This window comes from Halomonas sp. BDJS001 (assembly GCF_026104355.1).
In the GTDB taxonomy this organism is placed as follows: domain Bacteria; phylum Pseudomonadota; class Gammaproteobacteria; order Pseudomonadales; family Halomonadaceae; genus Vreelandella.
This window is the reverse complement of record NZ_CP110535.1, coordinates 3,100,295-3,122,288: the sequence shown is the minus strand read 5'-3', so window position 1 is coordinate 3,122,288 and position 21,994 is coordinate 3,100,295. Positions and strand designations below refer to the sequence as shown.

General features: G+C 53.8%; 20 protein-coding genes, 3 tRNA genes and 1 pseudogene. 17 read left to right on the top strand and 7 right to left on the bottom strand.

What is annotated here, in order from left to right:
• Window positions 1-37: 37 nt before the first annotated feature.
• From OM794_RS14470 to OM794_RS14450, 5 genes are all read right to left on the bottom strand, one after another.
• On the bottom strand, window positions 38-2,062 hold the full coding sequence (locus OM794_RS14470; protein WP_226247040.1) for a CocE/NonD family hydrolase: 2,025 nt from the start codon (window positions 2,060-2,062) through the stop codon (window positions 38-40).
• Entirely contained in the window at window positions 2,059-3,609 is a 1,551-nt protein-coding gene (locus OM794_RS14465) for a BCCT family transporter (protein ID WP_226247039.1), read from the bottom strand. The genes OM794_RS14470 and OM794_RS14465 overlap by 4 nt, the downstream gene beginning before the upstream one ends.
• A 319-nt stretch (window positions 3,610-3,928) precedes the next feature.
• Window positions 3,929-4,015, bottom strand: a tRNA-Leu gene (locus OM794_RS14460).
• 45 nt (window positions 4,016-4,060) lie between these two features.
• A tRNA-Leu gene (locus OM794_RS14455) sits at window positions 4,061-4,147 on the bottom strand.
• 79 nt (window positions 4,148-4,226) lie between these two features.
• Window positions 4,227-4,313: transfer RNA gene (locus OM794_RS14450), tRNA-Leu, on the bottom strand.
• Between the two features lie 249 nt (window positions 4,314-4,562).
• Between OM794_RS14450 and rnr the strand changes: the two genes are divergently transcribed.
• The 9 genes from rnr (at window position 4,563) to OM794_RS14405 (ending at window position 12,547) form a co-directional block, all read left to right on the top strand.
• Window positions 4,563-6,995: a ribonuclease R gene (gene rnr / locus OM794_RS14445; RefSeq protein ID WP_226251403.1), complete on the top strand. Its 2,433-nt coding sequence runs from the start codon at window positions 4,563-4,565 to the stop codon at window positions 6,993-6,995.
• A gap of 2 nt (window positions 6,996-6,997) precedes the next feature.
• Window positions 6,998-7,783 (top strand): 23S rRNA (guanosine(2251)-2'-O)-methyltransferase RlmB, encoded by a 786-nt coding sequence (rlmB, locus tag OM794_RS14440; protein ID WP_226251402.1) that lies wholly within the window; start codon window positions 6,998-7,000, stop codon window positions 7,781-7,783.
• Window positions 7,784-8,018: 235 nt separating this feature from the next.
• Window positions 8,019-8,396 carry a 30S ribosomal protein S6 gene (rpsF, locus tag OM794_RS14435; RefSeq protein WP_007113338.1) on the top strand — a complete coding sequence of 126 codons (378 nt, stop codon included), beginning with the start codon at window positions 8,019-8,021 and terminating at the stop codon, window positions 8,394-8,396.
• A gap of 33 nt (window positions 8,397-8,429) precedes the next feature.
• Entirely contained in the window at window positions 8,430-8,657 is a 228-nt protein-coding gene (rpsR, locus tag OM794_RS14430) for a 30S ribosomal protein S18 (RefSeq protein ID WP_007113337.1), read from the top strand.
• Between the two features lie 12 nt (window positions 8,658-8,669).
• Window positions 8,670-9,521 (top strand): hypothetical protein, encoded by an 852-nt coding sequence (locus OM794_RS14425; RefSeq protein ID WP_226251406.1) that lies wholly within the window; start codon window positions 8,670-8,672, stop codon window positions 9,519-9,521.
• A 15-nt stretch (window positions 9,522-9,536) separates the two neighbouring features.
• Window positions 9,537-9,983, top strand: coding sequence for a 50S ribosomal protein L9 (gene rplI, locus OM794_RS14420; protein WP_022522724.1), 447 nt, complete (start codon window positions 9,537-9,539; stop codon window positions 9,981-9,983).
• 245 nt (window positions 9,984-10,228) lie between these two features.
• A complete protein-coding gene (dnaB, locus tag OM794_RS14415) occupies window positions 10,229-11,617 on the top strand; it encodes a replicative DNA helicase (RefSeq protein ID WP_226251401.1) in 1,389 nt (462 codons plus the stop codon).
• Between the two features lie 123 nt (window positions 11,618-11,740).
• Window positions 11,741-12,034: a hypothetical protein gene (locus OM794_RS14410; protein ID WP_022522725.1), complete on the top strand. Its 294-nt coding sequence runs from the start codon at window positions 11,741-11,743 to the stop codon at window positions 12,032-12,034.
• Window positions 12,035-12,244: 210 nt separating this feature from the next.
• Window positions 12,245-12,547 carry a DUF6482 family protein gene (locus OM794_RS14405; protein ID WP_027960145.1) on the top strand — a complete coding sequence of 101 codons (303 nt, stop codon included), beginning with the start codon at window positions 12,245-12,247 and terminating at the stop codon, window positions 12,545-12,547.
• A 15-nt stretch (window positions 12,548-12,562) separates the two neighbouring features.
• Here OM794_RS14405 and OM794_RS14400 read toward each other — a convergent pair whose 3' ends face one another.
• Window positions 12,563-12,961, bottom strand: coding sequence for a thiol-disulfide oxidoreductase DCC family protein (locus tag OM794_RS14400; protein WP_226251400.1), 399 nt, complete (start codon window positions 12,959-12,961; stop codon window positions 12,563-12,565).
• A 9-nt stretch (window positions 12,962-12,970) separates the two neighbouring features.
• Window positions 12,971-14,557: a cryptochrome/photolyase family protein gene (locus OM794_RS14395; RefSeq protein WP_226251399.1), complete on the bottom strand. Its 1,587-nt coding sequence runs from the start codon at window positions 14,555-14,557 to the stop codon at window positions 12,971-12,973.
• Window positions 14,558-14,683: 126 nt separating this feature from the next.
• Between OM794_RS14395 and hemH the strand changes: the two genes are divergently transcribed.
• The 8 genes and pseudogenes from hemH to mnhG all read left to right on the top strand — a co-directional run bounded on the left by hemH (window position 14,684) and on the right by mnhG (window position 21,843).
• Window positions 14,684-15,763 carry a ferrochelatase gene (hemH, locus tag OM794_RS14390; RefSeq protein WP_226251398.1) on the top strand — a complete coding sequence of 360 codons (1,080 nt, stop codon included), beginning with the start codon at window positions 14,684-14,686 and terminating at the stop codon, window positions 15,761-15,763.
• A 229-nt stretch (window positions 15,764-15,992) separates the two neighbouring features.
• On the top strand, window positions 15,993-18,332 hold the full coding sequence (locus tag OM794_RS14385) for a putative monovalent cation/H+ antiporter subunit A (RefSeq protein WP_226251405.1): 2,340 nt from the start codon (window positions 15,993-15,995) through the stop codon (window positions 18,330-18,332).
• Complete coding sequence (locus tag OM794_RS14380; RefSeq protein WP_180091219.1) at window positions 18,325-18,756, top strand: Na+/H+ antiporter subunit B; 432 nt, start codon at window positions 18,325-18,327, stop codon at window positions 18,754-18,756. Before OM794_RS14385 ends, OM794_RS14380 begins: the two co-directional genes overlap by 8 nt.
• 18 nt (window positions 18,757-18,774) lie before the next feature.
• Complete coding sequence (locus tag OM794_RS14375; RefSeq protein ID WP_226251397.1) at window positions 18,775-19,122, top strand: Na+/H+ antiporter subunit C; 348 nt, start codon at window positions 18,775-18,777, stop codon at window positions 19,120-19,122.
• Window positions 19,119-20,707 (top strand): annotated as a pseudogene (locus tag OM794_RS14370) (Na+/H+ antiporter subunit D). The gene OM794_RS14375 and the pseudogene OM794_RS14370 overlap by 4 nt, the downstream one beginning before the upstream one ends.
• Window positions 20,704-21,177: a Na+/H+ antiporter subunit E gene (locus OM794_RS14365; protein ID WP_088699089.1), complete on the top strand. Its 474-nt coding sequence runs from the start codon at window positions 20,704-20,706 to the stop codon at window positions 21,175-21,177. The pseudogene OM794_RS14370 and the gene OM794_RS14365 overlap by 4 nt, the downstream one beginning before the upstream one ends.
• On the top strand, window positions 21,177-21,446 hold the full coding sequence (locus OM794_RS14360) for a monovalent cation/H+ antiporter complex subunit F (protein ID WP_008958995.1): 270 nt from the start codon (window positions 21,177-21,179) through the stop codon (window positions 21,444-21,446). Before OM794_RS14365 ends, OM794_RS14360 begins: the two co-directional genes overlap by 1 nt.
• Window positions 21,439-21,843: a monovalent cation/H(+) antiporter subunit G gene (gene mnhG / locus OM794_RS14355; protein ID WP_226251395.1), complete on the top strand. Its 405-nt coding sequence runs from the start codon at window positions 21,439-21,441 to the stop codon at window positions 21,841-21,843. The genes OM794_RS14360 and mnhG overlap by 8 nt, the downstream gene beginning before the upstream one ends.
• The last annotated feature ends 151 nt before the right edge of the window (window positions 21,844-21,994 follow it).

Here is a 21,994-nt window from a genome sequence, read left to right as displayed (position 1 = left end):
GCCGAGCGGCGACTGCCGCCCGGCTGGATAGCCGAGGCTAGATGGCTGTACGGGGAATTTCTCGCTGCCAAGCTTTATCGCTCACCAATTTGTCGTCTTCATATGCGTGCTGCTCGGCATTCAGGTAAAACATGCTTTCATCGCAGTGTAGGTGGTAGCGGCTGACCACGGTAACGGCAAAGCTATCTTTTTCGCCTTCACGGCGAGCGCGGTACACCCATTCGATATTGGCGCGTGTCCGGGTGGCATCGTCAGGATGACTGGTGTAAGTCTCCTTGGCGTACTGTTCAACCTGTAAGCCGTGATCAAGAAAGTTGATGTCCCCCATATCATCTTCAATGATGACGCTTACCTCGCCGCTGCCCACATCTTCGCTGATTGTGCGCTTGGGATGGCCAGTGCGTATGGTGTCCACCCGGCAGGGCGGAGCACTTTCTGGCGGCTCGAAAGGCATGGGAATATAGGGCGCTTTGGATAACGGCAGCTCCAGGCTAGGCGTCCCAGACTTAAGGGTCAGGTCAGCGCGTTTTTTAGGCGACCACACCAGTGGAAAGCTGGCGCTGGAGAGTGCGACCCGTAAACGGTGCCCTTTGGGCAACCGATAGCCAATCAGATCCATGGCAAGCCTTACCTGCATGGCCTCACCAGGAATGGGGGGAGTAATTGTGCCTGCGTCGTCGCGCAAGTTCAGGTTGAGCGTGCCGTAGGTGATCAAAGCACTTTCACCGCTAGGTGATACGTCGCATAGGCGTGCGTGCAGTTGGCCGCACGCCTCGTGACTAACCAGCGTCAGTGAAACACAAGGCTGCCCCAGAATGTCGAGCCCATGTGCATACGGTTCGGAGTCAAATGTTAGCGACAGCGCATCGTCACGGCGCTGGTCGGGCGGGAAGTCGGCGCCAAACCATAACGGGATATACTCCCCCTGCAGTGCGCCCGTAGTAAGCGGCGATGCAATCAAGCGATCTTGGCTTAGCTGGGTGGCGGGGGCGAGACCGCGATCACCCAAGGTCAGCGTGATGGATGCGCACTCGTCGTTAGGGGCTGGCCAGCCATGGGTGCGCACCCACTTCCCTGGCCGCACCCGATACTTAGGCGCAGGAGCCACGCCATCCTGAAGGTAAAATGTGCAGGCGGGTTCGTCCATGACGCCTGTTTCAATACCTTTGAGCCAGTAATCCCACCAACGCAGCGCTTCCTGCAGAAAGCCAATAGCCGGATCAGGCAGTGCAAAGTGCGGATACTTGTGCATCCAAGGGCCCAGCAGCGCTTTTTTCGGGCATTGAAGATGCTCCATCATTCTAGGGATCGTATTGATATAGGAGTCGCCCCAGCCGCTTATCATGTAAACGGCCGCTTCAATGTCGGCATACTCCTCGCAGATAGAACCATGCTTCCAATACGCATCGCGATGCTGGTGGGTGAGCCAGGTTTCAGCCAGCAGCGGCATATTGTCGAGGCGAGCCTTCCACATATCGCGCCATTTGGCGCCCACTAATGCGGGGTCTGGTACCGCCGCTGAAAAACTCAGCATGGTGGCCGCCCAGCCCAGATTCTCCAGCAGCATATTGCCGCCCTTGTAGTGAATATCATCGGCGTAGCGGTCATCGGTTGAGCAGAGCGTGATGATGGCCTTGAGCGGCGCGGGGCGCAAAGCGGCGACTTGCAGGCTATTAAAACCGCCCCAGGATATGCCCATCATGCCAAGCTGACCGTTGCACCAAGGCTGGCTGGCAATCCACTCGATGACTTCAAGGGCGTCTGCCTGCTCTTGAGGGGCGTACTCATCTTCCATCAAACCATCTGATTCGCCGTTTCCGCGCATGTCCACTCGAACGCAGGCATAGCCGTGACCCGCGAAGTAGGGATGGGTCAATTCATCGCGAATCGCGGTTCCATCTCGCTTTCGGTATGGGAGATATTCCAGGATGGCTGGAACCGGTTGTGCTTCGGCGTCAACGGGCAACCAGATACGTGCAGCTAAGCGGGTGCCGTCTGCCAGTGGAATCCAAGTATTCTCTATTTCGTGGGTGCGATGCGGAAAATCCTGCTTGATATTCATGAGTCACGCTTGTTACTGGTGAGTGTAGGAACACGATTAAGTTGCTCAGGGTTTTTTAGCCAGACCCAAAGCGAACCTGTTGCCATCAGTACGATGAAAAGTGCAGGAAGTCCGCCCAGATTAGACAGCATCTTGACGCCATCAATGCCGACGAAACTCACCATCACCCAGGCGACGATACCCACGATCACCCCCCAGGTGACTTTCATGGCAATCCCTGCATTGAGGTCTGAATCCGCTGTCAGCCCACGGGTGCAGAGATTGCCGATGGCATCGGTCTGGGAGTCAGCGGCGGTTACATAAGAGATATAAGCAATGAACAGCAGTAGCGGTATCCACAGCCCTGAAAAGGGTAGTTGCCGGAATAGCTCATAGAGCACGTTTTCCACCCCGCGGTCATTGAGGATGGCGTAAAGATCGACCCCAGTGTGGGCCTGATAGTAAAGCGCAGTTCCAGAAAAGATCAGAATCCAGACGCTGGCGAACAGCGCGGGGTAAAGCAGGTTAACGCGAAGAAACTCACGCACGGTGTAGCCGCGGGATATCTTACCGAGAAACAGGGCGGCGACAGGTGCCCAGGAGAACCAGACGGCCCAATAGAATATAGACCACCACTGAGGCCACTGATCTTCCCCCGCCGCGCCGGTAAACAGGCTCTTGGTAAGAAAGTTATCGATAAACACCCCGAACGACTCTACCCCGAGAGCCAAGCGGAAAATGGTGGGACCCGCGACGAAAGCGAACAAGCCCAGAATAAGCAGCAGGACTGCATTTAGAGAAGAGAATCGCGCAATGCCTTTTTGCAGTCCGCTGGCGGCGGAAAGAACGAACGTTGTTACAATAATGGCAACAATGATACCGAGCCTTAGCGGGCTGGTTTCGCCCCCCAGATATTGACCCACACCACCCGCCAGCGTTAAGGCGCCGGTGCCCAGCGAAGAAGCCATGCCTGCTACCAGGGCATAGAGTGAAATTGCATCAATAAGTCCTGCGAAGCGTCTAATCCTTGAGCCGAAAAGAGGTTCCAGCATGCTGGAAATAGAAAAACGCAGGCGCAAATTGTAAAACGCCAGGGCAAATATTAGTGCGGGTACGGCATAAATAGCGTAAGGCGTGAACGTCCAGTGTAAAAACATGGTCGACATCGCAAACACCATGGCATCACTGGAGCCCGCCTCTAAGCCACTTGAACTTGGCGGGCTCATGAAGTGATAAAGCGGTTCCGCGGTGGTCCAAAACAGAACGCCGACAGCCAATGTGGTGCAAAGGGTGATCGAGAACCAGCGCAAAGGTGATAAAAGCGGCTTTGCATCAGGGCCACCAATGCGAACATGGCCGATTGGAGAGAAGTAAACAATAACCGCCATAACGAGAAGGTAGAGGCTACCTATACTGAACAGCCATGAAAAATTATTCAGGATGGCTGAATTTAGCCCACTCGCAACGGCTAGAAAGGCGTCTAAATTGATATAACTGGCAATGACTGCAGCAAATAGAACCAGAAATGTTGGCCAGAAGACCAGCGGTCGCAGCGATGGTATCGGCATACCGTTCTCCCTTTATCGTTATTGCTATGCATGAATTTCATGGCATAACAACCTAACGCCATTCTAATCCTGACATAAAGCGAAGACTCGGAATGGGGGTATGCGTTGAATGCATGGGCCACTGATAGATTATCTGGCCATATAGACAGAAATGTCTTGAGGTTAAAATCTAAAAGACGAAGAAGCAGCAATACTGCACGACTGTTGGTGTAAATTCTGAAGAAGGAGAAAGAAATGTCTAGGCGATGAGGGGAGACTATAGAGAGTCGAGAATATATGAAGAGTATATAATGATGCGGACTGGCCCATGGGTAAATCATGGTGCCCAGGAGAGGACTTGAACCTCCACGTCCATACGGACACTAGCACCTGAAGCTAGCGCGTCTACCAATTCCGCCACCTGGGCGCATCATCTAACGCTTTGATTAGCTACTTACCGTTTGTGTTCGTATGGTGCCCAGGAGAGGACTTGAACCTCCACGTCCATACAGACACTAGCACCTGAAGCTAGCGCGTCTACCAATTCCGCCACCTGGGCGAACACAAACCTTGCCTTGCTTGTTACCACCTGCCTTAGCACCGTCCTGCTTATACAAATAAATAGCATAAAAGCAGTTTGGTGCCCAGAAGAGGACTTGAACCTCCACGTCCATACGGACACTAGCACCTGAAGCTAGCGCGTCTACCAATTCCGCCATCTGGGCAAGTGGCGCGTATAATACCGGGGTGATGGTTAAATGCAAGACCCCGCAGGCGCTTTTTATAAGTTAAATTGTATAAACAACGTCTAAGACGGTTGGGTGATTGAACGTGCAGCGCTATACTGCGCCTATGACTAAACAAAACCCTATTCATTTCAGCCTATCAAGCGCTGAAATACCCAGCTCGCAACGCACCGCGTTTGCGCCTTTTTTATGCCTCTCGCAAATGACGCCATCAAGGATGTTGATCGCATGAAGTACTGGACGTTGAGTGATGATCCGCACGCTGAGCGCGAGGCGCATAAATATGGCAACCCAGCGCCGAGCCGTGAGTATCTTCTGGCTGCGTTAGAAAGCTACGGTAAGCCGATTACCCACGAAAATATGAGCCGCATGCTGGGGCTGGAAGACGAAGAGCTGATCGAAGCCGTCAGGCGCCGATTGGCGGCGATGGAGCGCGACGGCCAGGTGCTGCGCGATCGCCGCGGTGCCTATGCGCTGATCGACAAACTCGATCTGATTAAAGGCAAGGTGCTTGGGCACCGTGATGGCTTCGGTTTTCTGCTGCGCGATGATGGCAAAAAACCCGACCTGGTATTGCCCCCGCGCCAAATGCGCCGTGTCTTTCACGGAGACCACGTGCTCGCGCGCATTAGCGGCCGAGATCGCCGTGGTCGTGATGAGGCGACCATTGCCGATGTCATTGCGCGCAACACGCAAACCATCGTCGGCGTTTACCGCAGTAATACCCCCGAGTTCGGCATTCTAATTCCGGAAAATCCGCGTATTACTCAGGAAGTGATTATTCCTCATAGCGCCTGCGGTGGGGCTAAAGATGGTCAGGTGATCTCGGCCAAAATCGTTCAGCAGCCGGCCACCCGTGTACAGCCGGTGGGGGAGGTGATCGAAGTGCTGGGCGAGCGTATGGATCCTGGTATGGAAATTGATATTGCGATTCGCAGTTACGATATTCCTGCAGAATTTCCGCCTGAAGTGCTGGATCAGATCGCTGGTATTTCAGCGGAAGTGCTGGAAGAGGATAAGCAGCACCGCGTCGACTTGCGTGATGTACCGCTGGTTACCATTGACGATGAGTCTGCCAAAGACTTTGACGACGCGGTGTGTGCTTGGAAAACCAAATCCGGCAGTTGGAAGCTGCTCGTCGCCATCGCGGACGTTTCCCACTATGTACGTCCCGGTACGGCTCTTGACGATGAAGCGCGGACTCGGGGCAACTCGGTCTATTTCCCTGGGCAAGTGGTGCCCATGCTGCCGGAGCTACTCTCCAACGGGCTCTGTTCGCTTAACCCCCATGTGGATCGCTTGGTCATGGTTTGTGAGATGAATATCTCGCAAACCGGTGCGATTAGCCGCTACCGCTTCTATGAAGCTGTGATGAACTCCCATGCTCGCCTGACCTATAACAAGGTGGCCGCCATCCTTGATGAGGAGAGCGAAGAGGGTGAGGCGCTTCGGGCAGAACACAGCGAGCTTGTTAAGCCGCTGAAAAATCTGGAAGAGCTTTATTATTTGTTGCGAGAAGCGCGTGTGGAACGTGGCGCTATTGATTTTGATACCACTGAAACGGCGATCATCTTCAACGACGAGCGCAAAATCGAAAAAATTGTTCCGCGTAGCCGTAACAATGCTCATAAACTTATTGAAGAGTGCATGCTGGCCGCCAACGTGGCGACTGCTCGCTTCCTGGATAAGCATGATTTGCCGGCACTCTACCGGATTCATGAGCGGCCAACGCCAGAGCGCCTCGACAAACTGCGCCTCTTCTTAAACGAGCTGGGGCTTTCTGTTGGCGGTGGTGATATGCCGACGCCACAGGATTATCAGGCGCTGCGTGAGGCGATTGCTGATCGCCCTGACTTCGATATCATCCAAACGGTCATGCTGCGCTCGATGAATCAGGCGGTCTATTCGCCACAAAACGAAGGTCACTTTGGCTTGGCGTATCAAGCCTACGCCCACTTTACCTCGCCAATTCGCCGCTATCCTGATCTGTTAGTGCACCGTGCTATTCGTTCGGTGATCCGCGGCCCACGTCAGACCAACACGGTGCTGCGCGTAGAAGGTGCCCCGGTTGAGCCGCCAAGCAAGTGGTGTCCGTATACCTTTGAGCAGATGCTGGAGCTGGGCGAACACTGCTCAATGACCGAGCGCCGCGCCGACGAAGCCACCCGTGACGTAGAGAGCTGGCTGAAGTGCGAGTTTATGTCTGACAAGCTCGGCGAGATGTTCGAAGGAACCATTGCTTCTGTCACTCAGTTCGGTCTGTTTGTACGCCTGGATGAGTTCTTCGTAGAAGGTCTGGTGCATGTGACATCGCTGCCTTCGGACTACTACCACTACGAAGCTGAGAAGCACCGCCTTAAAGGTGAGCGCACCGGCACGACCTATCGCTTGGGCGATGGCCTTACCGTGCAGGTGGCGCGTGTGGATATGGATGACCGTAAGATTGACTTCGGTCTGGGGGATGAAAAACCTCGCCCCCGCCGCCAGCCGCGTAAGAGCCGTGGTGGGCAAGAGGGTGCTGGTGCTAAAGGCGCTGGTGTGAAAGGCGATAGCGCAAAAAAGGCGGGTGAGAAGAAAGCCAATGGCGATAAGCCCGCCACCCGTCGTGGCCCCCGGCGCACCCGCAATGGCCCGCGCAAACCATCACCGAATAAGGGTTGAGCATGAAGTCGGCGTCATCTCGGCGGGGGCCAAAGACTCCCGATGGCCTGGATCAGGTATACGGCGTTCATGCCCTGCAAAGCCTGCTGGACAGAGGTGAAGCACCGCGCGAACTCTGGGTGCAGCAGGGGGCGGGGAGTCGCTTGAAGGAGCTGATTGCTCAAGCCCAGGCGCATGGTGCTCGAGTAAAAGAGCAGTCGCGAGATTTGCTTGATCAGCTAACTCAGGGCGCAGCTCATCAGGGGGTGGTGGCGTTTTGTCCGCCGTTAACGCCTGAAGGTGAAGAGTCGCTTTGGCTTAAGCTGCGCGCCTGGCCCTCGAATACACCGCCGCTGTTGCTGGTTTTGGATGGCGTGACGGATGTGCATAACTTTGGCGCCTGCCTGCGCAGTGCTGATGCCGCCGGTGCCCATGGGGTCATTGTGGCAAAGGATAAGGCTGCACCGCTCAATGCAACGGTGCGCAAAGTCGCCTGTGGTGCCGCTGAAGTCGTGCCGGTTTATCAAGTGACCAATCTGGCGCGTACGCTCGCAAAGCTGAAAGATGCCGGTGTGTGGATAACCGGTACGGCAGGTGAGGCCCAGGCAAGCGTATTCGAGATAGATATGACCGGCCCGACGGCGTTAGTGATGGGGGCCGAAGGGAAGGGAATGCGACGCTTAACTCGCGAAGCGTGCGATAATCTTGCCAAGTTACCGATGGCCGGTAAAGTCTCTAGTCTTAATGTTTCGGTGGCCACCGGTATTTGTCTATTTGAGGCTGTCCGCCAGCGTCAGCTTGCAAGTTAATCGCCGTACTACTAAGATACACGCGCCCGTTTGTCTGCAAGCGGGCGTTAGCTGTGAGAATTAGTAATTGAAACTGTCGTGAAAAACAGTTGTTGAAATAAAAGTTCTGTTTGATGTCCCGGTGGCCGCCTGGTGCGGTGGCGGAGCACTTCAGTTAACTCCTTGCTTCCTTGTCGTCGTTTATTGCACTTCGCAGTGGCACACAATGGAAGCTGTCAAACCGCAAGGAGATCCCATGCGTCATTACGAAATCGTGTTTATGGTCCACCCGGATCAAAGCGAGCAGGTGCCGGCGATGGTTGAACGCTACACCAGCATCGTTACTGAAAACAGCGGCACTGTGCACCGTCTAGAAGATTGGGGCCGTCGTCATTTGGCTTACCCGATCAACAAGATCCACAAAGCCCACTACGTGCTGATGAACGTTGAATGTTCCGGTGAGACTCTCGACGAGATCGAGAATATCTTCCGTTACAACGACGCCATTATCCGCAGCCTGGTTGTTCGCTGCAAAGAAGCTGTTACTGAAGCTTCCCCGATGATGAAACCGGCAGAAGAAAAACGTCCGCGTCGCGAAGAGAAACCGCGCGCTGAAGAAGAAGAAACTGCCTGATTTTATTCACTGCACGTTTTAAGGAGCTAGTCCATGGCACGTTTTTTCCGTCGCCGTAAGTTTTGCCGCTTTACCGCTGAAGGCATCAAGCAGATCGATTACAAAGATCTGGACACGCTGAAGGCCTACGTTACTGAAACCGGCAAGATTGTTCCAAGCCGTATTACCGGCACCAAAGCACGCTATCAGCGTCAGTTGGCGACCGCTATCAAGCGCTCGCGCTATCTGGCACTGCTGCCCTACTCCGATAGCCACCAGTAAGCGTTTAACGTGATGCTGGCACTAGCCCGATGGCTAATGCGGGGCACGCCTTACGCTGCTGGCGGGGCGGCCCTGGCAACGCTAGTGCCCTGGCTGTTCTGGTTAGGTGCAGCCATCGCCGCGTTGATGACCTTACGCAAAGGTTTTGCACCTGCGCTGCCGGTCATTATCGCTGCAGCACTCCCGGCCGGTTGGTGGTGGGCCCAGGGTGACGTGATTCCGCTGGCTAGCTTACTGCTAGTTACGCTGATGGCCGTTATCCTGCGCGAGAGGATGCGGTGGGGTGAGACCCTGATTGTGGGAACCTTGGTTGCCGCTGTCATGGTTCAACTCGGCATCTTCAGTCCGCCAGGTGGCACTGAGCTAATGCTTGAGCAGTTGCGAGAAGGTTCAGAAGAAGTGGATCGCATGCTCACGGAATTTGCCAATCAGGGCTACGATACTCAAACCATTGCTTCGCTGGTAGTGGGGGGAGTGACCGGATTTGTGGTGCTGTTGGCAGCCATTCTGTGTCTGGCACTTGCGCGGAGTTGGCAAGCTGGGTTGTATAACCCGGGTGGCTTCCGCGAAGAGTTCCACGCACTGCGCTTGACCCCCAAAGAGCTGGCCGTGCTGGCCGTTATTGGGGTGATCGGTATGCTGCTAGGTGCTCATGCTCTGGCGATGCTGGGTTGGATTCCGCTATTGGTCGCTGGCGTTGCGTTAGTGCATGGTTTTATTGGAATAAAGGGGATGAACGGGCTGTGGCTGGTAGCATTTTATGTGCTACTGATCACGACCTGGCCCACGATTCTCATTGTGCTGCTGTTGGGGCTGATTGATACATTCGCGAACGTTCGCGCACGCCTTGCCCGCAGCAACTGACAAGAGGTTTACGAGATGGAAGTCATTCTGCTCGACAACATTGGTAAGCTGGGCGGCCTGGGTGACAAGGTCACTGTGAAGCCTGGTTATGGTCGTAACTACTTGGTGCCTTACGGCTTAGCCGTACCGGCCACTAAAGATAACATCGAAGCGTTTGAAGCACAGCGTGCTGAGCTCGAAGCGCAAGCCGCTGAGCGTAAGGCAGAAGCCGAAGCGCGTGCTGAGCAGCTAAATGATATCGAGCTCTCTTTGGTTTCCAAAGCAGGCGACGAAGGCAAACTGTTTGGTTCTATCGGCCCGCGTGACCTGGCTGATGCGATTTCCTCTGCTGGCATCGATATTGCCAAGAGCGAAGTCCGTATGCCGAATGGCCCGATTCGTCAAACCGGCGAATACGACATCACCCTTCATTTGCATGCTGAAGTGGACGCTGTTGTACGCGTAGTAGTGGTTGCAGAGTAAGTGAGTGTAATTAAGTTAGTAACAGTGTAAAGCCGTTACTAACTGCAGCTAAGACAGCTGCCTCAAAAGGCGCGGGGTTTCTCCCGCGCCTTTTGTTTTTCTGGGTGCTGGGTGTTGCCTAAACTATCTAGCCCATTGCTGCTGGGTATTTTAAGGCAACATCTTGATCGTGTTGGTAGTCGCGCTACATACGGCTAAGATAAGCATCTTCACCGGCTATACCGTTGTGTTTAAAGGAGCTCGCTATGCAGGACCAGCCTTCTGCTGATAAAGAAACGGCAGCGTTAAAACTGCCGCCGCATTCGTTGGAGGCGGAGCAGTCGGTACTAGGCGGGCTCATGCTGGATAACCAGGCTTGGGATAACGTCTCAGAGCGGTTGGTCGCTGATGATTTCTACCGCTATGAGCACCGTTTGGTATTCAACGTGATGATTCATCTGGCGGAATCCGGTCAACCTCTGGACGTGGTGACGCTTTCCGAAGCGCTGGAAGCGCGTGATCATTTGGATACCGTAGGCGGCCTGGCGTTTCTAGCCGAGCTTGCCCGTAACACACCCTCAGCGAGCAATATTCGCGCCTACGCGGATATCGTGCGAGAGCGGGCAACGCTGCGCAAGTTGATCCGTGCGGCCAATCAAATTGCCGATAGCGCCTTTGCGCCCCAGGGGCGTCCAGCGGATGAGTTACTCAACGAAGCCGAGCGGTTAGTGTTCCAGATTGCCGAGGAGCGTCCCAAAACTGGCGGGCCTATTGGCATGAGTGATCTACTGACCAAAGCGGTTGATCGCATCGACGAGCTGTTTAATCTAAAAGGTGAGATGACCGGGCTTTCCACCGGATTCCGTGACTTGGATGAAATGACTTCCGGTTTACAGCCTTCCGATATGGTGGTCATCGCCGGAAGGCCCTCTATGGGTAAAACCACCTTCGCTATGAACTTGGTGGAGCATGCGGTTATCTCCAGCGACAAGCCGGTGATGGTGTTCTCCATGGAAATGCCCGCCGAGTCGCTTATGCTAAGGATGCTGTCGTCTCTAGGTAGGATTGATCAGACCCGGGTGCGTACCGGGCAGTTGGAAGACGAGGATTGGCCACGCCTTACCTCCGCCGTCAATCTGCTTAAAGACAAGCAGCTGTTTATCGACGATACCGCGGCCTTGTCACCCAACGAGATGCGCTCAAGATTACGCCGTGTAGTGCGTGAACACGGCAATATTGCGCTGGTGATGATCGATTATCTGCAGTTGATGCAGATCCCTGGCTTTGGTGAAAACCGTACCGGCGAGATTTCCGAGATTTCACGCTCCTTGAAGGGGTTGGCAAAAGAGTTTAGTTGCCCCGTCGTGGCACTCTCCCAGCTAAACCGCTCCTTGGAGCAGCGCCCTAACAAGCGTCCCGTTATGTCGGATCTGAGGGAGTCTGGAGCGATCGAGCAGGATGCGGACGTCATTGCCTTCGTTTATCGCGATGAGGTCTATAATCCAGATAATCCTGACAATCAGGGGATAGCCGAGTTGATTATCGGTAAGCAGCGTAATGGCCCTATCGGCACGGTGCATATGGCGTTTATCGGCAAATATACCCGTTTTGAGGATTTGGCCCCGGACAGTTACGGCCAAGCGTTCGGCGACTAGTTTTGTTAAAGACTGGTTTTGTAACGACTGGTGTGCAGAGACAGCTTTGTGATGAGTCACTTGAGGATGGGGAGCGAGCTCGTATAATGCCCCACCCACGATATGTAAAAACGGGAGCAGCAAATGGCAGGTGGATTTCGGCGCGGTAACCGGCAGCGTCTTCCTAAGTTAGAAGGCCGCGGTGAACTAGAGGCGATAGAGCGGGAAGGCCCTTTCAAAGAGTGGCTGGGTATGCCTGACCTTTATCGCTATCATTTGGTAGTCGCGGGCGAGAAGTATAGTTACCAGACCGAAGATGGTGAGCTGCCTGTGACGGTGGGAGATAAGGTCGTGTTTCGCTACAAAGAGACTAAGGGTGGCAACTGGATTGACCGCAATTCGCTTGGTAAAGCCATCGACCCCTCTGAATATCAATGATCGAATGATGTCTTGACCTTCCGGTCAGGAACTCTCTTGCACTATTGGCCTCCTAGCTATTAATGTCTAGTGATTGCTTGTTGTCATTACATTGCAATGACGGGGCAACAGAAGTGCCATAGGGTGCAGTCATGCTGTGCCCTGATGACATATTCTGAAGACATGCCGTCTGCCATAACGTATGAAATAGCCAAATAATAGGAGGGAACCATGGAGCTTAAAGATCTTAAGCAATTTGTTGCCAATCACGACAATTTTGAAATTCGCGTGATTACCCATTCGGGCAGCCGTTTTTATCAGGTTGAGCTGGAAGACGTTGAAGGCGAGCGCCATATGCTGACGCAGCGCACCAAGCCGATGCTGTTTCGCTCGTTGGACGATGCCTATATGGATCTCAAGCGCGCAGGGATCCATCGCGCTTACCTGGTACAACATGTGCCCCATGATGAAGTGATAGGCCGCGATGCGCATTACAGTGAGCCGCTCACATCGCGCATGCCGCTTGTTTTTTAACGCTGTTAACACCCATCAACGTTTAGTTTGACGCTTTTCCCACCACCGCCCAAGCCGGATTCGGCGACGGGCAAAAAATCGGTAACCGGCGTTTATTGCGCCGTATAGACCCGGTAAGCACGACAACTTCACCAGCCGCCGATAGCCCAACACCGCATAGAGGGCACGGCTGGCATCCATACCGATATACCACTCTCCTTGGCTATCCCGCAGGTGCAGCTGGCCCATCATGGCGTTAAATTCTTTTCCATGCTCCTTGGCGTTAAAGCCCTGAGCCTGAATATCGACCAGCGCGATGTGTTCCCGATGGCGATGCTTTTCCAACCACGCAACTTCCTGTTGGCAAAAGGGGCAGTGGCCATCGTGAAAGAGGGTAACAGGCGAGGTTGCCTTCAGCGGTGAGTAGCGGCTCATCGTTATTCCTTATTGGCTTTCGGTTGCGGACGTTACATAGCCAGCCGTGTGGCAGAGTTGCCCGTAGCCAGATGACGTTTCCAACTGATCCAGAAAGTGCTCGGCCTGTTGGCGGATAGCCTCGCGCTTCTCATCGGCCATGCGGTTGAGCGAGCCGTAAATCAGCTTCATACGTGGATTCTTATTCAGACGTTCAGCGTTGGTTTCAAGGAAGTGCCAGTAAAGGCTGTTAAAAGGGCAGGCCTTTGGGCCCGTGACCTGTTTTGGCGAGTAGCGGCAGTGCTGGCAGTGATCGGACATCTTGTCGATATATTTACCCGAAGCACAGTAAGGCTTGGAGCCCATTAAACCGCCGTCGGCATGGAGCACCATCCCCAGGGTGTTAGGCAACTCTACCCACTCGCTGGCATCGGCATAAACGGCCAGATACCAGTCGCATAGTGCCTCGGGCTTAACCCCGCATAGCAGTGCGAAATTGCCCGTGACCATCAGTCGTTGAATATGGTGGGCGTAGCTGTTGTCGATAGTCATCTGAATGGCACGCTGCAGGCAGCGCATCTCGGTATCAGCGTCCCAGTAAAAGGCGGGTAAATCGCGCTCAAAACCTAGCTTGTTGGCGCTTTTGTAGCTTGGCATCTGTGTCCAGTAGAGCCCGCGCACATACTCGCGCCAGCCAAGAATTTGACGGATAAAGCCTTCGGCGGCGTTGATCGGCACATCGCCGTCATAGTAGCGCTGCTCGGCGGCTGCGCAGACTTCCTGGGGTGACAGTAAGCCGATGTTCATGGCAGCTGAGAGACGCGAATGATACAGATAGGGTGCAGAGTCGCTAATGGCATCCTGGTAGCGGCCAAAATCAGCCAGTCCATGGTTTATAAAATGGTCTAAATCCACCAGCGCTTGGCGACGAGTGACTGGCAGATTGAAATTATCCAGAGATCCCATATGGTCGCCAAAATGGCGCTTGGCATCGCTGAGCGCTTCTTGGGTGAGTGCATCCTGGCGATGTTGAGGTGGCTCAGGGAAATCCAGTGTGGCTTTGATAGGTTGGCGATTGTCGTGGTCAAAATTCCACTTTCCGCCAGCAGGCTCGTCGCCCTCCATCAGGAATCCGGTACGCTTACGCTGCTCTCGGTAAAAGTACTCGAGGCGTAGCTGTTTGCGGCCTTTGGCCCAGTTGGCGAAATCATCGGGGGTGGTGAAGAAGCGCTCATCCTCAATTAGTCGCCAAGGAATCGTTGGGTTTTGGCGCTGCTGCATCGTCTCCCATAGCCGCCATTCGCCAGGTCGGGCAACGCGTATCTCATCGCAGCCATACTGTTGGGCTATGCGTTCAGCTTCTTCAATAAGGGAGTGGCAGTTGTCCGCGTCATCCAGCGCGCTGTAGTGGACTTGAAAGCCTTTATCGCGCAGAGCCTGGGCAAAATGACGCATGGCGGCCAAAAAGAGGCCGATTTTGTGGATATGGTGGGGCACATAGCTCGCCTCTTCGCCAACTTCGCATAGGGCAACCACGGCATTGGCGGGCGCGTCCTGCAGCGTTGTGAGTGACAATGAGAGCTGATCGCCGAGCACCAAAAGCAGAGGCTTGGACATGAGTTGGCCTGTAGTTATACAAATAATGTCGATAGTATAACTTTATGCCGCCGCTTTGCCGAAAAGTGATAGGATTTAATTAATTAATAGATGAGCATCATCGTTATTTTTCCAGGAGCATGAGTAATGACCGAGAATGTCGTCAAGGATCAGTCGGGGGAGGGCCGTTTGGCCCATGCACCCAGCGATCATCCGCCGGTAGCGCGTGCCAAAGTGGGTGTTGTGCTAGCGAACCTGGGCACCCCGGATGCCACCGACTACTGGTCAATGCGTCGTTACCTCAATGAATTTTTGTCGGATAAGCGCGTGGTCGACTATGCCGATTGGAAATGGCAACCACTACTTCAGCTGATTATTTTGACCAAGCGTCCGTTCTCATCGGGAAAGGCCTACCGCGGCATCTGGAATAATGAGAAAAACGAAAGCCCACTGCTGACAACGACGCGTGCTCAGACTGAAAAAATGACCGCGCGGTTAAAAGCGCTTTACGGTGACGATGTTGAAGTCGATTTTTGCATGCGCTACGGCAACCCCTCGACGGAAAGCGTGCTGACGCGATTAAAGGAGAAGGGCTGTGAACGTATCGTATTCTTTCCGCTTTATCCTCAGTATGGGTCTCCGACAACGGCCACGGCGAATGATCAGGCGTTTCGCACCCTGATGAAGATGAAGTGGCAGCCTTATATACGTACGGTGCCAGCATATTTTGAACATCCTGCTTACATTCAGGCGCTAGCCAATTCGGTGCAAGAAGCCTATGACGGTTTCTCGACCCGGCCGACCAAGCTGGTGGCCAGCTACCACGGCGTTCCCGAGCGCTACCTGATGGAGGGTGACCCCTACCACTGCCAGTGCCAGAAAACGACGCGACTACTCCGCGAGAAACTCGGTTTTAGCAAAGAGGAGGTGGATACCGCTTTCCAGTCGCAGTTTGGCCCCGAGAAATGGGTCGGCCCACAAACCGTTAAGCATGTGGCCGAACTTGCCGAGCAGGGGCATAAGCACATTGCGATTATGTCGCCTGCTTTCTCTTCCGACTGTGTTGAAACCTTGGAAGAGATCGAAGAGGAGATTCGCGATAGCTTTATGGAAGCGGGTGGCGAAACGTTCAGCTATATACCTTGCCTGAATGATCGCGATGACCATATTGAGGCACTGTTAGCCGTCATCAATAATGAATTAGCCGGATGGCTATCGGCTCCATAGCTTAACTATTTGCCGTTAACACTCGCTTGCAACAGCCGCAGTGCGCATTAAAACGCCTGCGGCTGTTTGCGTTTAAGGGTTTGACTGGCCAGTTAAAACTGATTGTTATAAGGTGTACAACTTTAGAATCACTATTATTCAACGCTGGCATGCCAGTGATAAGGCACGATGCCTGGGCTATAGCCGCTGTTTGATGGTGAACCTTTCGTTTTTCAGGAGGTTTCGCTTGATACAATTTGCCGTGTTAATGGGTTTTGTACTGGCGGCGCTATCGCCAATGTTAAACCACTGGTTCGGTCAGCGTACCAGTCTTGTGCTGGCTCTGTTTCCTGCGGGGTTGGCCGCATGGTTGGCGCTCCAAGCTCCAGAGATCATTGAGAATGGTAGCCTACTTTTAGAGTGGCAGTGGGTGCCTTCTTTGGGGATCAGTCTTACCTTCCTGTTGGACGGTCTATCGCTGCTGTTTGGGCTATTGATTACCGTTATGGGTGCCTGCGTGCTGGTCTATGCCGGCGGGTACCTTAAAGATCACCCTGATCTTGCTCGATTTCATATCGCCTTGGTCGCCTTCATGGTGTCAATGCTGGGGCTGGTACTCGCTGACGGCCTATTAACGCTCTTCGTTTTTTGGGAATTGACCAGTATTACCTCCTATTTGCTGATTGGTTTTAACCACGCTGATATCAATGCACGTAAATCAGCGCGGCAGGGCTTATTCGTTACCGTGGCGGGCGGGTTAGCATTAATGGCTGGGCTCGTGCTGCTAGGGATTGCCAGCGGTAGCTGGTCGCTGGCGGAGATTCTGGATCAGGAGGCGGATCTGCGTGAACATGCACTCTATACGCCTATGCTGATCTGTTTGCTACTGGGGGCTTTCACCAAATCGGCTCAGTTTCCGTTTCACTTCTGGTTACCCAACGCCATGGCCGCGCCGACTCCGGTTTCGGCTTACCTGCACTCGGCCACCATGGTGAAAGCGGGTATTTATCTGCTGGCGCGCTTACACCCGGAGCTTGGCGGCACGGCGATGTGGGTTGGCGTTCTTTCCTTGGTCGGCGCGACCACGATGCTGGTGGGGGCGTTTTTAGCGATTCATCACACCAATATCAAAAAGCTGCTCGCTTACTCGACCATTATGGCGCTAGGCACGCTGACGATGCTATTGGGCATCGGTACCGAGTACGCTATGACAGCGTTTGTTACGTTTCTTTTGGCGCACTCTCTCTATAAAGGGGCGCTGTTTATGATTGCCGGTATTCTTGATCATGAAACCGGCACGAAAGATGTCACTCAGATGGGCGGGTTACGCTCAGTGATGCCGCTGACTGCCACCATTGCGTTGGTGGCTGCGCTTTCGCTTGCTGGTGTGCCGCCGCTACTCGGTTTTATCGGTAAAGAGCTGATGCTGGAATCAGTTCTCGGCGCCGATAGCTTCCGAACGCTACTGGTACTGTTCGCCTTTCTGGCATCTATTTTAACTATCGCCGTTGCTTTCATTGTGGCGTTACGGCCTTTTTACGGTAAACGTCACCAAACCTTGCTTGAGCCACATGAGGCCCCGCCAAGTATGCTGCTTGGGCCCGCGTTGCTCGCGCTAGGGTCGCTCCTGTTAGGCTTGATGCCCGCTGTACTGGGTGCTGATGCATTGTTAACGGTAACCGCCACGGCTATATCCGGGCAAACAGTAGAAGTGGCGCTGTCGCTTTGGTATGGCATTAACGTTGCGTTGATCATGTCGATCATTAGCCTTGGCTTAGGCTTTTTGCTGTTTAAGCGTTGGGATAGCGTGCGTGGCAAGCTTTCTGTGTTGGCCCCGCTGATGCGGCATGGCCCTGAGGCCGGATATGAAAGCATGATGAATGGCATTGTGCACTTCTCCGAGTGGCAAACGCGGATACTGCAAAACGGCTATATGCGGAACTACATCCTGGTGATGTTAATCACGCTCATCGCGCTTATAGGTAATTCAATTCTGCTGCGCCATTCACCGCAATTTGCCTTTGACCTGGATGTTCGATTTCATGAGGTAGTTGTGGTGGGGAGCATGGTGATGGGAGCTCTGTTCGCGACTATTTCTCGATCTCGGCTGGGGGCAGTGGTGTCGGTCGGGATAATGGGGTTCTCTATCGCGCTGATTTTTATTCTGTTCAGTGCGCCAGATTTGGCGATTACCCAGCTGCTGGTAGAAACCTTGACGGTTATTTTGCTGGTACTGGTGTTGTTTCGCCTGCCGCGCTTCTCGAATCTTTCCACCAGCCTGGAGCGCATACGCGACGGCGTGGTGGCCGCGATGGCAGGTATTTTAATCTGCCTGCTGATTATGACCTCCTGGAGCATTCAACAGTTTGAGCCCATTTCGACCTATATGATTGAGAACAGTGCGCCTTTGGCTTATGGCCGCAATATCGTCAACGTCATTTTGGTCGATTACCGTGCCTTGGATACGCTAGGCGAGATGTTCGTATTGGCCCTTGCTGCAATCGGTGTTATCGCCATGTTAAAGCTGCGCAACAACACCAAAACCACCGACAGCAGTAAAGTGGCTGCCAAGGAGCCTTACGATGGTTAAGTCAGGCACGATTATTCTTAATACCGCTGCGCGCTTTTTAATGCCGCTGCAATTGCTGTTTTCCGTTTTCTTGCTGCTGAGAGGGCACGATGAGCCGGGCGGTGGGTTTATCGCAGGCTTAGTGGCGGCGGGGGCGTTTACGCTGTATCTGTTTGCCTTTGGTGTCAGTGCCACCAAAGAAGTACTGCGCATGGTCGACTCTCGCGATTTGATCGGTGTTGGCTTGCTGCTGGGAATGATCTCGGTGGTACCGGCTTGGTTTATGGGCCAGCCCTTTTTGACCGCTCAATGGTGGACTATTCCGGTTATCGACTTTAAAGCCTCCACGCCGCTAATTTTCGATATAGGCGTCTACTTTGCCGTGTTGGGTTCGGTCACCGGTATGGTGATGACGCTGATGGAGGTCGACAAGGATGAACCTTGAGTTAACAGGAGGCACACCATGGAACCTTTAATGGCAGTGGCGATTGGCCTGCTGTACGCGACGGCTATTTTTATGATGTTGCGCCGCTCTATCGTCAAGTTAGTGATTGGTCTGATGCTGCTCTCTAATGCCGCCAATTTACTGATTTTTACCACCGCAGGCATGACCCGGGGGATACCGCCACTGATCGCAGAAGGCATGATGTTGCCACCCAGCGGGGTAGCCGACCCCTTACCCCAAGCGGTTGTGCTGACGGCTATTGTGATTGCCTTTGGGGTGCTTGCCTTTGCTGTGGTATTGATTCGACGCGCCTACGAAGTCGTTAAGGCTGATGATCTCGATAAGATGAAGGATACTGATACGTGAGGCCTGAAGTTGCTCTTCCCGTCCTCTTGCCCCTGCTGACCGGGGCGGTTTCCTTGCTGTTTTGGCGCTCGCGCCCCATGCAGCGTTTCTTGGCGGTGGCAGGCAATGTTGCGCTGCTAATGGTTAGCCTGTGGCTGTTTGTATCCACGCTGTCGGACGGCTATGTCACCATGCAGATGGGAAGCTGGCCCGCCCCCTTTGGAATTACCTTGATTGCGGATCTGTTAAGCGCGGTGATGGTGTTGATGACCGCGATTATCGGTTTGGCAATGGGTATCTACTCGCTGGCCACCACTGGCCGTGGCCACGAAAAATTTGGCTACTACCCGTTAATGCACCTGCTACTCGCCGGGGTGATGGGGGCCTTCCTAACCGGCGATATCTTTAACCTCTATGTATGGTTTGAGGTAATGCTGGTAGCTTCCTTTGCGCTGCTGATTCTGGGGGGAGAGCGCGCGCAGATGGAAGGGGCGATTAAGTACGTCACCTTGAACCTGTTGGCATCGGTCATCTTCCTGACCGCGGTGGGGCTACTCTATGGCATGGTGGGTACACTCAACATGGCTGACATTGCGCTGCGCATGGATGCGGCGGAACATACGGGCATGGTCGAAGTGCTTGCAGTTATGTTTATGGTGGCCTTTGGGATCAAAGCGGCCGCGTTCCCGCTGTTTTTCTGGCTGCCAGCCTCGTACCACACACCGCCTGTCGCCGTTTCTGCGTTATTTGCGGGGCTGCTCACAAAAGTGGGTGTATATGCCATGTTCCGTGTGTTCACGCTGATGTTCGATCAAACCATGGGCTACCTTCAGGACATTATGCTCTGGGGCGCTGCATTCACCATGGTAACGGGCGTGCTCGGTGCCGCCGCCCAGTACGAATTTAGGCGGATCTTGTCGTTTCATATTGTCAGCCAGATTGGCTATATGATTCTGGGCCTGGCGCTGTACACGCCTCTCGCTATTGCCGGCGGTGTATTTGCCATCGTGCATAATATGGTGGTGAAGACGAACCTCTTCTTGATCAGTGGTATCACCCACCGCTTGCAGGGAACCTATCAGCTCAAAAAATGGGCGGGCTGTACCGGGAGCGTCCCTGGCTGTCGGTAGCGTTCTTCCTTTCAGCCTTCTCACTGGCGGGGATACCGCCGCTGTCAGGCTTTTTTGCCAAGTTTGTGATTGTGCGTGCCGGTTTAGAGATTGAAGCCTATTGGGTTACCGGTATCGCGCTGGCCGTGGGGCTAATGACACTCTACTCCATGGTGAAAATTTGGAACGAGGTGTTTTGGAAGTCTCTCCCAGAAGATAATCACGTTCCTGAAACGACCACGCCGACTGGCGATGACGGGCGGTTGCTAAAGCCCAGCCTGTGGATGATGTATTTGCCGGTCATGGTGTTGGCGCTATTTTCGCTCCTCATTGGTGTGCTTGCAGAGCCGCTCATGTGGGTAATGGTGGGCATTGGAGATCAGCTGTTCGAACCTTCGGGATATATTGAAGCGGTGCTTGGGGTGGCTGCCAGTGCAGACGATGTGCTGCTGGAACCACCCTCACCAGAGCCTAACGCCGAGGAGGAGGCGCCATGACCGGGGCCATTTGGAACCTGCTGCTAGGTCTTGCCTGGGTGCTGTTAAGCGGTGATTTTAGCGGGTTAAACCTTCTAGTCGGTTTAATATTTGGCTATATCACCCTGGTATTGATTGAGCCTCAGCTCGACTCTTTGAAGGGCTACCCGGCGCGTGTACCGCGCTTCATCGGCTTTATTGGTTTTTTTCTAAAAGAATTGGTTCAAGCCAATTTGCGCGTCGCTTTCGACATTGTGACTCCACCCTGGCATATGAAGCCTGGCGTCATCGCGATGCCGCTTTCGGCACGTACTGAAATGGAAATTACCCTGGTGGCTAACCTGATCTCGTTGACACCCGGAACGCTGAGCCTGGATGTGTCGGATGACCGTAAAGTCTTATATATCCACGCGATGTTTTTAGACAACGAGGAAGAGCTACGGCGCAACTTAAAAGAGATGGAGCACCGGGCTTTGGAGCTGTTTCGCTAATGGACACCGTTATTCTTATCAGCCAGGTGATTATGAGCCTGGCGCTTATCCTCACCTTTGTTCGCGTAGTGCGCGGCCCGAGTCTGCCCGACCGCGTCGTGGCGTTAGAGCTTTTTTCGACCACCGTGGTGGGGTTAGTTGGGGTTTATGCCATCAAATCTGACGTGGCTAGTTTTCTGGATGCCGCGATTGTAATCGCATTAATGGGGTTTTTAGCAGCCATTGCCTTTGCACGCTTTTTGGAAAGGGGAGGCCCGAGGGATGATTGACTTTATAAAGGGCGTGCTAATCATCGGTGGGGCACTGTTTATACTGCTCGCTTCAGTTGGGCTGCTGCGGCTGCCCGATTTGTTAACCCGCATGCACGCCACCACCAAGGCCGCGGCGTTAGGCGTCATTTTAATTATGTTGGCGGCCGCTATGCACTTTGCTGAAGTGGGTATAGTGGCTCGCTCGTTCGCTATTATCGTGTTTATCCTGATGACCGCTCCGGTGGCGGCTCACGTGATTGGTCGCGCCGGCTACTTCGTTGGCTCCAAGCTGTGGAGCGGAACCGTAAAGGATGAGTTACGCCCCAACTACGATCCACTCACCCATGAGCTGAAAAGTGGCCTGGAAACCCAGGAAAATGCCAAGCGCCAACCCCGCGAGACTGACCCTGATTAGCGTCTGCTTAGAGCTGGCTAAATCGCCAGCCAATGCGTAACCGCCAAAGCCACCTTAGGGTGGCTTTTTGCGTCTGGCGTAGGGAGTGTGTAATCACTCGCTATTATTTCAACTGAAGCAAAGTGTGTACAATAAAATAATGTACAATAAT